The 12,650-nt window shown below is 69.9% G+C and carries 10 protein-coding genes and 1 riboswitch; of the genes, 2 read left to right on the top strand and 8 right to left on the bottom strand.

Translation table 11 applies throughout. The annotated features are described in order from the left end of the window. Window positions 1-54: 54 nt before the first annotated feature. The 4 genes from AB0O65_RS09680 to AB0O65_RS09665 all read right to left on the bottom strand — a co-directional run bounded on the left by AB0O65_RS09680 (window position 55) and on the right by AB0O65_RS09665 (window position 3,950). Entirely contained in the window at window positions 55-816 is a 762-nt protein-coding gene (locus tag AB0O65_RS09680) for a 3-hydroxyacyl-CoA dehydrogenase (protein ID WP_363384522.1), read from the bottom strand. Between the two features lie 184 nt (window positions 817-1,000). Continuing rightward, a complete protein-coding gene (locus tag AB0O65_RS09675; protein WP_363384519.1) occupies window positions 1,001-1,819 on the bottom strand; it encodes an energy-coupling factor transporter transmembrane component T in 819 nt (272 codons plus the stop codon). Beyond that, window positions 1,816-3,315: an ABC transporter ATP-binding protein gene (locus AB0O65_RS09670; protein WP_363384516.1), complete on the bottom strand. Its 1,500-nt coding sequence runs from the start codon at window positions 3,313-3,315 to the stop codon at window positions 1,816-1,818. The genes AB0O65_RS09675 and AB0O65_RS09670 overlap by 4 nt, the downstream gene beginning before the upstream one ends. A 2-nt stretch (window positions 3,316-3,317) precedes the next feature. Then, window positions 3,318-3,950 (bottom strand): ECF transporter S component, encoded by a 633-nt coding sequence (locus AB0O65_RS09665; RefSeq protein WP_071644823.1) that lies wholly within the window; start codon window positions 3,948-3,950, stop codon window positions 3,318-3,320. Between the two features lie 4 nt (window positions 3,951-3,954). Continuing rightward, window positions 3,955-4,064, bottom strand: a riboswitch (TPP riboswitch). 74 nt (window positions 4,065-4,138) lie between these two features. Here AB0O65_RS09665 and AB0O65_RS09660 point away from each other — a divergent pair. Further along, window positions 4,139-5,746: a D-alanyl-D-alanine carboxypeptidase gene (locus tag AB0O65_RS09660; RefSeq protein ID WP_363384513.1), complete on the top strand. Its 1,608-nt coding sequence runs from the start codon at window positions 4,139-4,141 to the stop codon at window positions 5,744-5,746. 47 nt (window positions 5,747-5,793) lie between these two features. Here the strand turns inward: AB0O65_RS09660 and AB0O65_RS09655 are convergent, their stop codons facing one another. From AB0O65_RS09655 to AB0O65_RS09645, 3 genes are all read right to left on the bottom strand, one after another. Continuing rightward, window positions 5,794-7,956 (bottom strand): ABC transporter ATP-binding protein, encoded by a 2,163-nt coding sequence (locus AB0O65_RS09655; RefSeq protein ID WP_083428818.1) that lies wholly within the window; start codon window positions 7,954-7,956, stop codon window positions 5,794-5,796. Between the two features lie 26 nt (window positions 7,957-7,982). After that, window positions 7,983-9,710 (bottom strand): ABC transporter ATP-binding protein, encoded by a 1,728-nt coding sequence (locus AB0O65_RS09650; protein WP_363384510.1) that lies wholly within the window; start codon window positions 9,708-9,710, stop codon window positions 7,983-7,985. A 140-nt stretch (window positions 9,711-9,850) separates the two neighbouring features. Continuing rightward, entirely contained in the window at window positions 9,851-10,132 is a 282-nt protein-coding gene (locus AB0O65_RS09645) for a hypothetical protein (RefSeq protein ID WP_363384507.1), read from the bottom strand. A gap of 70 nt (window positions 10,133-10,202) precedes the next feature. On the opposite strand from AB0O65_RS09645, the gene AB0O65_RS09640 reads away from it, so the two are divergent. Next, window positions 10,203-11,366 (top strand): glycosyltransferase family 4 protein, encoded by a 1,164-nt coding sequence (locus AB0O65_RS09640; protein WP_313479516.1) that lies wholly within the window; start codon window positions 10,203-10,205, stop codon window positions 11,364-11,366. Window positions 11,367-11,515: 149 nt separating this feature from the next. Here the strand turns inward: AB0O65_RS09640 and AB0O65_RS09635 are convergent, their stop codons facing one another. Beyond that, window positions 11,516-12,574, bottom strand: a complete 1,059-nt coding sequence (locus AB0O65_RS09635) for an enoyl-CoA hydratase/isomerase family protein (protein WP_363384504.1) — start codon at window positions 12,572-12,574, stop codon at window positions 11,516-11,518. Window positions 12,575-12,650: the final 76 nt, after the last annotated feature.

Raw genomic sequence — 12,650 nt, 5'->3', positions numbered from 1 at the left:
AACCCGGAGGGTTTCGAGGCAATATGAGCGATTCGAAGGGCCGGCGGGGGGGGGTTACTTCGGGGCCATGCGGATGGCGCCGTCGAGACGGATGGTCTCGCCGTTGAGGTAGCCGTTGGTGACGATGTGCTCGACGAGCGCCGCGTACTCGTCGGGCCTGCCGAGGCGCGACGGATACGGCACCTGCTGACCCAGGGAGTCCTGGGCGGCCTGCGGGAGGCCGGCGAGCATCGGGGTCTCCATGATGCCGGGAGCGATCGTGCAGACCCGGATGCCGTGACGCGCGAGCTCTCGTGCGATCGGCAGGGTCATGGCGTGCACTCCGCCCTTCGACGCCGAGTAGGCGGGCTGGCCGATCTGCCCGTCGAACGCGGCGACACTGGCGGTGTTCACGATGACGCCTCGATCGCCGCCGTCGGTCGGCTCGGTCTGGGCGATGACGGCGGCGGCCTGCGAGATGACATTGAAGGTGCCCACGAGGTTGATGCGCACGATGCGCTCGAACGCGTCGAGGTCGGCGGGGTTGCCGTCCCGGTCGAGAACCTTCGCCGGCGGGGCGATGCCCGCGCAACTGACGACGATGCGCAGCGGTGCGACGGTGTGCGCGGATGCCACGGCGGCGGCGATCTGCTCGGAACTGGTCACGTCGGCAGGCAGGAACAGCCCGCCGAGCTCGGCGGCGATCTCCTCACCCGCGGAGGACGGCAGGTCGATGATCGCGACCCGCGCTCCGGCGGCCGAGAGCCTGCGCGCCGTGGCGAGCCCGAGTCCGCTGGCGCCGCCCGTGATGAGCGCGCCCTGTCCCGTGATCTGCATCGTGTTCTCCTTCGAACGGCTCGGCCTCGGTCGGACGCCGAATGCGACTGAGTCTCAGCATACGTGGCCCCGAGTGTCCCGACGGATGAGTGCCCCGGCGGATGCGGGCGGATGGATGCTGAGACCATGGACCCTCGTCGCGAACGAGCCTACGACAGCGCCTCGCCCGACGACGGGTACCGAGTCAGCTCCACACGAACCGGAAGACCCCTGTCACGACCGCCGCGGCGATGGCGAGTGCCATGATCGCGATGCCGCCGAGCAGCGCCGCACCGTCGCGGGCGTGCAGGCGCGAGGGACGCGACCACGTGCGCTCGATTCTCGAGCCGAACCCCCGCGCCTCCATCGCCATCGCCAGCTTGGTGCCGCGGCGCACCGCGAAGACGAGCAGGACGAAGGCCATCGAGAAGAAGCGACGCAGCGCGCCGTGATCACCCACACCCCGCGCACGTCGGGCCAGCGACATGGTGCGCCAGTCGTCGATGAAGAGCCCCAGCATCCTCGCTCCGGCCAGCGCCCCGAGCACGAACCGGCTCGGCAGGTGCGCGACCTGCGCGAGGGCATCGCCGAGCTCGGTCGGATCCGTGCGTGCGAACAGCAGGATGGTCGGCAGACCGAGGGCGATCACGCGCAGCGTCACCGCCACGGCGAGCGCGATCGACCCCTCGCTGATGGCGGCGAAGCCGAAGCGGAAGAACACCTCCCCCTCCGGCTCGGCGTAGAGCAGCATGCTGAGTCCGGCGATCGGCGAGAACAGGGCGATGGGCAGCAGCCGCAGCAGCACGGTGCGCACGGGCAGGCCGGTCAACGGCAGGCAGAGCAGCTGCAGGGCGATGGCCACCAGGGCGCTCACCGGGTCGATCGACGCGAATAGCGGCACCGACAGCAGCAGCGCGAGCACGATCTTCGTGACGGGATTCACCTCGTCGAGCCATGCCGGGCGATCGGCTGCGCCGGGAGGAGTGGACCGCGTCGGCGTCGAACGGGTCGTCGTGGTCGTCATCGCCGCCCCCTTCGGACGTCAGCCGGCGATGGTCGATGGCCGTCTCCCGGCGCCGGATCGAGCTGGATGCGATGCCCGCCGAGGTGGCGCACCACCGCGTCATCGTGACTGACGGCGATCACCGTCCGACCCGCGTGAACCTCCGCCTGCAGCAGCTCCACGAGCCCGATCCATCCGCGTCGATCCTGACCGAAGGTGGGCTCGTCGAGCACGAGCACCTGCGGAGCGGCCGCCAGCACGGTCGCCACCGACAGCCGCCGCTTCTGTCCGCCGCTGAGCGTGAACGGATTCGCGAGCGCGAGCGGAGCGAGGTGCAGGCGCTCGAGAAGGTCGTCGACGACCGCATCGACCTGCGTGTCAGACAGCCGGAGCGCCCGGGGACCGACGGCCAGCTCGTCGCGCAGAGTCCGGGCGAGGAACTGGTGCTCCGGCTCCTGGAAGACGGTTCCGATCCGGGTCAGCAGCTCACGTGACCTCCAGCGCGAGGGCCGGCGGCCGGATCGGCCGGCCAGGTCGGGTGCGGCGAGCACCGTTCCCTGCAGTTCCGGCAGCAGACCCGCGAGGGTGAGCGCGAGCGTGGACTTGCCGGCACCGTTGGGTCCGGTGACGACCGTCGCCGCCGCGCGCGGTATCCGCAGCTCGAGCCTGCTCTGCACGGCGGTGCGACCGTCACGCGACACGGCGAGATCGGCCGTCTCGAGCACCGCGCCCGTCACGGGATCGGCGGACGGGAGCACCGGCACATCGATGTCGTGGTGGGGCACCCACACTCCCGCATCGGCGAGCGCATCGCCGTGCTGCGCGAACACGACCGCGGGCGGACCGTCTGCGAGCAGGCCGCCGTCGGCGGCGAGCACGATGACGCGGGTCAGCAGATCGAGCCAGACCTCGGTGCGGTGCTCGACGACGACGAACGTGGCGCCGGTGGCCTCCAGCGCCCTGCCGACGCTGTCGCGCACCTCCCGCACCCCGGCCGGGTCGAGGTTCGCGGTCGGCTCGTCGAGCAGCAGCAGACCGGGCTGCATCGCGAGGACGCCGGCCAGCGCGAGGCGCTGCTTCTGGCCACCCGAGAGGGCTTTCGTGGGACGATCCAGCGGCACATCGAGACCGACGGACTCGAGCGCCGATGCGACGCGGCCGGGGATCTCGTCTGCCGGCACGCCGAGGTTCTCGCAGCCGAAGGCCACGTCATCGCCGACCTTCGACAGCACGACCCCGGCATCCGGGTCCTGCAGCACCAGGCCGATCCGCCCTCGCTGCGACTCGGGCGCGGCCCCGTCGACGAGCAGCGCACCGGTGCGCTCGCCCTCATCAGCGTCGCCGAGCACGCCGGCGAGGCCGGCGAGCAGCGTCGACTTGCCGGCGCCCGAGGCACCCAGCAGCAGCACCCGCTCGCCGGGCTCGATGGTGAACGAGACGTCGCTGACCGCGGGCAGCCGTCGGCCGGCGTAGCGCCAGCCCCACCCGTTCGCGGTGACGCGAGCCGGAGACGACACGCTCAGACCTCCTGGCGCACTTCCCGGCCGGCCGCGAACCGGCTCAGCGCCCCCGTCGAGGCGAGCGCGCGCACGAGCAGCCAGCCGACCACGCCGGCCAGCAGCGCACCCGAGATGACGAGCGCACCGAGGTAGATCGCGTTGAACTCGATGCTCTTGAGGAAGTTCGGCGACGAGCCATAGAACATCTCGAAGACCCACGCGGCCACCGCCGCACCCACGCCCGAGAGGGCGGCGACGACGATGCCGAACCGGCGGTAGAGGAACAGCGCGAAGATCAGTTCGGCGCCGAGACCCTGCACGAGCCCGGAGAGCACCGTCGACACGCCCCACACGTTGCCGATGAGCATGGAGATGATCGCGGCGATCAGCTCGACGACGAGAGCGGCGCCGGGCTTGCGGATCACGAGTCCGCCGATGACGCCGCCGATCAGCCAGATGCCGACGGCGATGCCGCCGAATCCGGGGGTCAGGGCGTCGGCGGCCCCGAACCAGGCGCCGCCGATGATGTTCCAGCCCCAGAACAGCAGGCCGATCGCGACGCCGAGCACGGCGGCGACGACGATGTCGACGACGCGCCAGCGCAGGTTGCGAGCGGCGGGTGCGGGGGTGGTCTGCGCGGTGGACGCGGACATGGACGTGCTCATCTGAACTCCTCCCTGCGCCGGCATGATCCGGATCAGGTTCGACGGTCGAAGCGCGGATCGCTTCCTCTCAGCCCGGCTGTCCGGACTCCCGTGGTGATGGCACGATCATAGCCCCGGTCGCCACCATCCGGGGCGGGCGTTTCGTTCCGTGAAACACCGGGCTGTAGCGTGGTCGCGTGACACCTCCCCCCAAGTCGACGACGCCGGCGACGCGCCGTGCCGTGCGCGAGCGCACTCGCGCACGTGCCGAGCATCCCTCCGCCGGTGCGGCGGCGCTTCCCGCGTTCGGCGAGAGCCTCGGACCGGAGCGGTTCGCCGTCGAGGATGCTGCGGCTGCGGATGCCCCCGACGCGGCGCTGCCGACCGCGGAGCCCGCGGGAACCCGCTCCCGCGCAGCCGAGGAGCCCCGCGCAGCCGAGGAGTCGCACACGGGCGGTGAGTCTCAGACGGAGTGGGCGGACGCCACCCGCCCGCCCACAGCACTGACCTGGTTGGAGCCGTCCGACCTGCTCGACGAGCACGCCCGGGGGGCGCAGCCGCGCGACCTCTTCGCCGGCGCCCGGCTCACCCCGGAGTGGCGTCGTCCTCGCGTGCTCCTGCCGCTCGGCTTCGTCCTCGCGCTGTGCGGCGCGTACGTCTCGACCATGCTGCTGTGGCCGCTGGACGAGGTGGCGCCGGTGGTCGAGGCATCCACCATCGAGATCGCTCCCGCTCCGGCCGCGACCATGACGTGGCCCACCACGGGCAGTGCGGCCGTGGGCATCCAGGGCATGACACCGGTCGCGTCCACCGCGTCGGCCGGCGAGATCGCGAGCATCTCGAAGGTGGTCAGCGTGATGATGGTGCTCGACGAGCTGCCGCTGAAGGTCGGCGAGCAGGGCCCGAGCTTCGCCTTCACCCTCGCGGACGCCCGCGAGTTCTGGCGCTACCGCAGCATGGACCAGTCGTCGCTCGATGTGCCGGTCGGCGGCAGCCTGACCGAGTATCAGATGCTGCAGGGCGTCATGCTGGGCTCGGCGAACAACTACATCGACCGCCTCGCGAAGGAGATCTGGGGCTCGCAGCGCGGGTTCGCCGAGGCGTCGGCGAAGTGGCTCAGCGACCGCGGCATCGAGGGCGTCACCCTCGCCTCCCCCTCGGGTTTCAGCGAAGCGAATGTGGCGCCGCCCGCAGCGCTGATCCAGATCGCCGAGCTCGCGATGGCGAATCCCGTCTTCGCCGAGATCGTCGCCACCCGCTCGGCCGACATCCCCGGTGCGGGGGTGGTCACCAACACCAACCAGATGCTCGACGACCCGGGTGTGGTCGGGGTGAAGACGGGGACGCTGACGCGCTGGCACCTGCTCACCGCGAAGGACGTCGCGTTCGGCGACACCACCGTGCGCCTGTACACCTCGGTGCTCGGGCAGGTCGGGAACACTGAGCGGTTGGATGCGACCCGTCAGCTTCTGTCCGAGATGGAGACGACGCTCGCCGAGCAGCCGCCGTCCGTTCCCTCGCGAACCGTGGTCGGCCGAGTCAGCACCGAGTGGGGCGATCGCGTCGACGTGGTGACGGATGCCGACGCGCGCGTGCTGCTCTGGAACGGCTCCGACGCGTCGGCCACGACCTCGTTCTCGCTCGGCGACAAGAGGTCAGCGGGCGCCGAGGTCGGCACCCTCACCGTCGAGGGCCCCATCGGCACCGCGACCGCCTCGGTCTCGCTCGCCGACGACATCACCCAGCCGAGTGCCTGGTGGCGACTGACCCACCCGCTCGCGCTCCTCGGCCTCGACAACGACTGACCGCCCCTCCGACGGGGCGCCGACGGACAGCCGAGCACCCCGCGGGATCAGCCGCGTTCGGGGTCGGATGCCGTGGACTCGGCCTCCTTCACCGCTTCGCCGAGCTGGCGGGTGTCAGGGGCGGCGATGACCTTCTGCTCGACGATCGCCTCGCGCTCATCGTGCGCGTCTTCGGCGACGATCACGGGCACAGAGCCTGTGATCGCCTCCTCGGCGTCGATGTCGGTCGCCGCCTGCTCGAACTGCGACTGGTACAGCCGCCAGTACGCGCCGCGGCGGGCGATCAGCTCGTCGTGGTCGCCCTGCTCGACGATGTCACCGTGCTCCATCACCAGGATGAGGTCGGCGTCGCGGATGGTCGACAGGCGATGGGCGATCACGAACGACGTGCGCCCCTCGCGAAGCGCCGCCATCGCCTGCTGCAGCAGCAGCTCGGTGCGGGTGTCGACCGCGCTCGTCGCCTCGTCGAGGATGAGGATCGACGGCTGCGACACGAAGGCGCGGGCGATGGTGATCAGCTGACGCTCACCCGCCGAGACGTTCGAGGCGTCTTCGTCGAGCACGGTCTCGTAGCCCTCGGGCAGCGAGTGCACGAACCGGTCGACGTAGGTCGCCTCGGCCGCGGCGACGATCTGCTCGTCGGTGGCCGCGTCGTTGCCGTAGCGGATGTTCTCGCGGATGCTGCCGGCGAACAGCCACGGATCCTGCAGGACCATGCCCGTGCGCGCACGGAGGTCGTCGCGGCGCAGCTCGGAGATGTCCTGACCGTCGAGCAGGATACGGCCCGAGTCGAGCTCGTAGAACCGCATGATGAGGTTCACGAGCGTCGTCTTGCCCGCGCCGGTCGGTCCCACGATCGCGACGGTCTGCCCCGGCTCCACCCGGAACGACAGGTCGGTGATCAGCGGACGATCGGAGGTGTACGAGAACGCGACGTGCTCGAACTCGATGACGCCCTTGCCCTCCGGCGCGGAGGGTGCGTCTTCGGCATCCGGATCCTGCTCCTCGGCGTCGAGCAGGTCGAACACCCGCTCGGCCGAGGCGGTGCCCGACTGCACGACGGCGGCCATGCCGCCCAGCTCGCTGAGCGGCTGGCTGAACTGCTGCGAGTACTGGATGAACGCCTGCACGTCACCGAGGCGCAGGTTGCCGCCCGCGACGAGCAGTCCACCGAGCACCGCGATGCCGACGTACTGCAGGTTTCCGACGAACATCATCGCGGGCATGATGATGCCCGAGAGGAACTGCGCCTTGAACGCCGCCTGGAACAGCTCCTCGTTCTCGACCTGGAAGCTCTCGAGGGCGTCCTTCTCACGGCCGAACACCTTCACCAGTGCGTGACCGGAGAACGCCTCCTCCACCCGCGCGTTCAGACGACCGACCTTGCGCCACTGCGTGCCGAAGGCCTTCTGCGAGCGCGGACCGAGGATGCCGAAGATGACGCCCATGAGCGGCAGCGAGACGAGGGCGACCAGCGCCAGCTGCCACGAGATCGAGAACATCATGACCAGCACGCCGACCACCGTGAGCACGCTGGTGAGCGCGCCCGAGAGCGACTGCTGCATGGTCTGGGTGATGTTGTCGATGTCGTTGGTGACGCGTGAGATCAGCTCACCGCGCTGCACCTTGTCGAAGTACGACAGCGGCAGCCGGTTGATCTTCGCCTCGACGTCCTCACGCAGACGCCACATGGTGCGCACCATGATGACGTTGATCACGTACCCCTGCAGCCAGCTGAGGATCGAGGAGACGACGTAGATGGCCAGCACGGCGATGATGATCCAGCGCAGGCGCTCGAAGTCGACTCCGTCGCCGACCGCGAAGTCGTCCATCGCCGAGATCATGTTGGCGAACTCGTCCTGTCCGGTGCCGCGCAGCGCCTCGACGACCTGATCGCGGCTGGTGCCCTGCGGGAAACCGGGCGCACCGCCGAAGCCCCGGCCGAGCACGCTCGAGATGAATCCCTCGTAGACGACGTTGGTCGCCTCGCCGAGCACCTTCGGCGCGGCGACGGCGAGCACGACGCCGATGGCGCCGAAGAACGACACCAGCACGAACCACCAGGCGGAGGGCTTGAGCAGCCCGATCATGCGCCTGAAGCTGGGCCCGAAGTTGTCGGCCTTGCCCGGTGCCGGGCCGTCCCACATGCTGCCGCCCTCGAGGCGCGCCTTCTCGGCGAGCTCGGCTTCTTCCTTCTCGGCGGCGGTCATCTCGACCTGCGCCGTGCTCTGCCCGCTCACGCGTCCACCCCCAGCTGCGATTCGACGATCTCCCGGTACGTGGGGCTGGCGACGAGCAGCTCGTCGTGCCTGCCCACGCCCACCACGGCACCGTCGTCGAGGACGATGATGCGGTCGGCATCCGTGATGGTCGAGACGCGCTGCGCGACGACGATCTTGGTGACGTCGGGAAGCTCTCGCCACAGCGCCTGGCGCAGCCGGGCATCCGTCGTCAGGTCGAGAGCCGAGAACGAGTCGTCGAACACGAGGATGCGCGGCCGGTGCACGATCGCCCTGGCGATCGCCAGACGCTGCCGCTGGCCGCCCGAGACGTTCGTGCCGCCCTGGGCGATGCGCGACTCGAGCCCGTCGGGCATCGCCTCGACGAAGTCCCGCCCCTGGGCGATCTCGAGCGCCGCCCACAGCTCGTCGTCGGTGGCGTCCGCCCGCCCGTAGCGCAGGTTGGATGCCACGGTGCCGGAGAACAGGAAGGGTCGCTGCGGCACGAGTCCGATGCCCTGCCACAGCGCGTCGAGGTCGGCCTCGCGCACGTCGACCCCGCCGACCTGCACGACACCGCCGGTCGCGTCGAAGAGTCGCGGGATCAGCGAGACGAGCGTGGTCTTTCCCGAGCCGGTCGATCCGATGATCGCCACCGTCTCACCAGGCCGGGCCTCGAAGGTGATGTCGTTCAGCACCGGCACCTCGGCACCGGGGTAAGTGAACTCGACGTTGCGGAAGGCGACCGCCCCCGGCTCGGGGAACGCGGTGACGCCGTTCTCGGGACGGGTCATCGACGACTCCGCGTCGAGCACCTCGGTGACGCGCTCGGCCGAGACCGCGGCGCGCGGAATCATCATCGCCATGAAGCTCGACATGATGACGCCCATCATGATCTGGCCGATGTACTGCATGAACGCGAAGATCGTGCCGATCTCTGCGTTGCCCGCGTTGATCTCCACGCCGCCGAACCACACCACCGCGACGATCGTGACGTTGAGCACGAGCATGAACAGCGGGAACATCAGCACGAACAGCGAGCCGATGTTGCGGCCCAGCACCATGAGGTCGGTGTTGACCTCACGGAACCGACGCTCTTCGATGCGCTCGCGTACGAAGGCGCGCACCACGCGCACGCCGGTCAGCTGCTCGCGCATGATGCGGTTGACGTCGTCGAGCTTGGCCTGGTTGCGACGGAACAACGGCACCATGCGACCGATGATCACGACCGCGATGATCAGCAGCAGGGGCACCGACACGGCGATCAGCCAGCTGAGCCCGACGTCGGTCTGGATGGCCTTGATGATGCCGCCGATCGCCAGCAGCGGGGCGGTGACGAACATCGTCGCGCCCATCATCGCCAGCATCTGCACCTGCTGCACGTCGTTCGTGTTGCGGGTGATCAGCGAGCCCGCGCCGAACTGCGACACCTCCCGCTCGGAGAATCCGCTCACCCGGGCGAAGACGTCGGCGCGGATGTCACGCCCGGCGCTCATCGCCATGCGCGCGGCGAAGAAGGTGGCGAGGATCGAGGCGAGGATCTGTCCGAGCGACACGAGCAGCATGAAGCCGCCGCGGTTCCAGATGTAGCCGATGTCGGCCTTGGCGACGCCGTTGTTGATGATGTCGGCGTTGATCTCGGGCAGGTTGAGGGATGCCATGACGCTGGCGAACTGCAGCACGACGATCGTGACCAGCAGCGGCCAGTAGCGCTTCAGATAGCGGGTGAGGAGTTTTCCGAGCACAGGCGGACTTCCTTGTGAGGATTCGGAGGGCCGAGACGCGGCCATCACACATCGTGCCACCATCCGCCGACATCCGTATCCCCCTGAAGGCTGACCTTCGCTGTCAGCGGAACAGGATCAGCCGGCGGCCCGATTGCGCTTCAGGAGAAGCTCATCCCGAACATCGTGGATGACGCGACGAACAGCAGCACTCCTCCGGTGGCGAACACGGCCTTGCGCTCGCTCGTTGTCGAATTCACAGCCGCAGTGACGGCGCCGATGACGCCGACCATACCGACGAACGCGAACCCGCGTGCCGCATCCGCATCATCGACGGCGAACATCAACACAGCGGCGATGGCCGCACTGACGACGCCCGCGCCCGCGAGCAATGCCCCGGCCACGGCCATGCGCCCATCTCGACGCTCGATCGACGTGCTCATGAGACCTCCTCGTCACAGCTCACGGTAGCGCACAGCGTCGGGCCGCACGACCCTGAATAGACTCGCTGTCATGCCCTCTGAGAACGCCGCCCGCCCTGCCGTGCTGATGGTGTGCGACTACTCGCTGAAGTACCTCGGCGGTGCGCAGACGGCTTTCATCCGTCAGGCGCAGGCTCTCGCCGGCGAAGGTGTGAGGGTTGTCGTCCTGGCACCGGATGCGGACGCTCTGACGTCAGACGGCATCACCACGGTCTCCCCGCCGAGGCGTGGCACGATCCCGGTGCTCGACCTGCCGCTGCTCGGACGGGCCCGCGATCTCGAGCCGCTCGTCGCCGCGACGATCCGTCGGCACGGTGTCGGTGCGGTCGTCCTGCACTCCGAGTTCGCCCTCGCGGCGGCGGCGATCGACGTGGCGCGGCAGCTGGGCATCCCGTCGCTGCACACCGTGCACACCTTCTTCTGGCGCTCGCCGGCCGCACTCGCCCCGTTCGCGCCGCTCGTCTCTCGCGTGCACCGTGGGCTCACCGGCATCCGCGACGGCGCCCGCTTCACCGGCAGCCACCCGCTCGACAACGCTCTTCGCACCATGACGCTGCGGGTCGCCGAGCGGGCCGACATCGTGCTCTCCCCCTCGACGCATCAGGCCACAGCTCTCCGCGAGGCGGGGGCGGGACGCGTGGAGGCCTTCTCGAACGTCGCGCAGCCGCTGCGCGTCACTGCGGCGCCCGACGACGGGCCGCTGCGCCTGCTCTGGGTGGCGCGCTTCGCGCCCGAGAAGCGCGTCGACGTCGCCCTCGACGCGATGCGTCTCGTCACGGGCCGGCTGGGCGAGGGCCGCGTGCACCTCGACGTCGCCGGCGGCACGCACCGGCCCGTGCCCGGGGTGACGTTCCACGGACCTGTTCCGGGTGAGCAGGTCGGCGAGCTGATGGATGCCGTTGACGCCGCGCTCATCACCTCGCTCGGCTTCGACAACCAGCCGATGGTCGCTCTCGAGGCCTTCGCACACGGACGCCCGGTGATCGTCAGCGACCCCGTGCTCGCGACGGAGTTCGGGGCGGCCGCGCTCGGCACCCCGACGCCGGATGCCGAGGGACTGGCCGACCTGATCGAGCGGCTCGAGGCCGACCGCTCGCTGCTCGCCGCGCCGCGCGACGCGGCGGTGGCGTACGCGAGCGAGCGGGTCGCTTCGTCGCATGTCGGACGTCTGCTCGAGCTCATCGCCTCAATCTGACCGATCGCCTCCCGCGGGCGACCGTGCTCGCACGGATGTCGGCAGATTGCACGGGTGCAGGTCGAATCGGCGGCTCCGCGCCGACATCCGTTCATTCCGCCGACATCCGTCCAGGTGCGGGACCGGCAGCCCTCATAACAGCACCTACCTCAGAACAGCGGCGGCTCGGGAACGTAGCTCCGCGCCGGCGCACCGGCATCCGACGGCAGCTCAGCCACGGTCGCGGGGTACCACTTCGGGCTGCGGTCCTTGTCGACCAGCTGTGCCCGGATGCCCTCGACCAGGTCCGGATGGTTGTGCCCGAACCACATGACGCGGCGGTACTCCCCCTCCAGCGCCTCGCGGACGCCGCTCATCGCCCGCGCCTCGCGCACGGCGTCGAGGGTGACGGCGAGGGCGGTGGGTGAGAGCTCCTCCAGCGTCGCCAGCGCAGACGCCGCATCCGGGGCATCCGACTGCCGCAGCCGCTGCATGATCTCACCCACGGTGTCGGCGGAGAAGGCCTCGTCGATCCACGCACGCGCGGCGGGAAGCCGAGACGGCTCCGGTGTCTCATCGAACAGCAGGGTGAGCTCGTTCGGAGTGCTCGGATCAGCGCGGGTGGCGAGCGCGTCGCGCAGGCCGTCGAGGTTCTCGGACGGCACGTGGTGATCGGCGAAGCCCAGGTACAGGGCATCCGCCGCGCTCATGCTCTGGCCCGTGAGGCCGAAGTACTCGCCCAGCCGTCCCGGCGCCCGGCCGAGCAGCCAGGTGCCGCCGACGTCGGGGGTGAAGCCGATGCGCGTCTCGGGCATCGCCAGACGCGAGCGCTCGGTCACGATGCGCACGGCGGCGTGGCCGGCGAGGCCGATGCCACCGCCCATCGTGATGCCGTCTGCGAAGACGACGATCGGCTTGGGGTACTCGGCGATCAGCGCGTTCATCGCGTACTCGGCGCGGAAGAACTCCGCGATGTGATCGGGATGGCCCGCGGTGATCGAGTCGTACAGGGCACGCACGTCGCCGCCCGCGCAGAGGCCTCGATCGCCGGCACCGTCGATCAGGACGGTCTGCACGTCGGTGTCGTCGACCCACGCGGTGAGCGCTGCGGTGATCTGGTCGATCATCCCGAGATCCAGTGCGTTGATCGCGCGGGGACGATTGAGCGTGATGCGTCCGAGCGAGCTGTCGGTGCGAACGAGGACGGTGGCGGCTTCGGTGTCGGTCACGCCTGTCAGGCTACTCCGCTTCCCGATCTGCTCCGATCTGCTCCGATCTGCGCATATCTGCCCCGATCTGCGCACG

The sequence above is a fragment of the Microbacterium sp. NPDC077391 genome (assembly GCF_040686955.1).
Classification (GTDB): domain Bacteria; phylum Actinomycetota; class Actinomycetes; order Actinomycetales; family Microbacteriaceae; genus Microbacterium; species Microbacterium commune.
This window is presented reverse-complemented; position numbering and strand designations above follow the sequence as displayed.

Bases quoted from the DNA above. Each gene is read 5' to 3' on its own strand.
- AB0O65_RS09680 (WP_363384522.1), bottom strand. From the start codon at position 816: ATGCAGATCACGGGACAGGGCGCGCTCATCACGGGCGGCGCCAGCGGA.
- AB0O65_RS09655 (WP_083428818.1), bottom strand. From the start codon at position 7,956: ATGACCGCCGCCGAGAAGGAAGAAGCCGAGCTCGCCGAGAAGGCGCGC.
- AB0O65_RS09675 (WP_363384519.1), bottom strand. From the start codon at position 1,819: ATGACGACCACGACGACCCGTTCGACGCCGACGCGGTCCACTCCTCCC.
- AB0O65_RS09665 (WP_071644823.1), bottom strand. From the start codon at position 3,950: ATGTCCGCGTCCACCGCGCAGACCACCCCCGCACCCGCCGCTCGCAAC.
- AB0O65_RS09640 (WP_313479516.1), top strand. From the start codon at position 10,203: ATGCCCTCTGAGAACGCCGCCCGCCCTGCCGTGCTGATGGTGTGCGAC.
- AB0O65_RS09645 (WP_363384507.1), bottom strand. From the start codon at position 10,132: ATGAGCACGTCGATCGAGCGTCGAGATGGGCGCATGGCCGTGGCCGGG.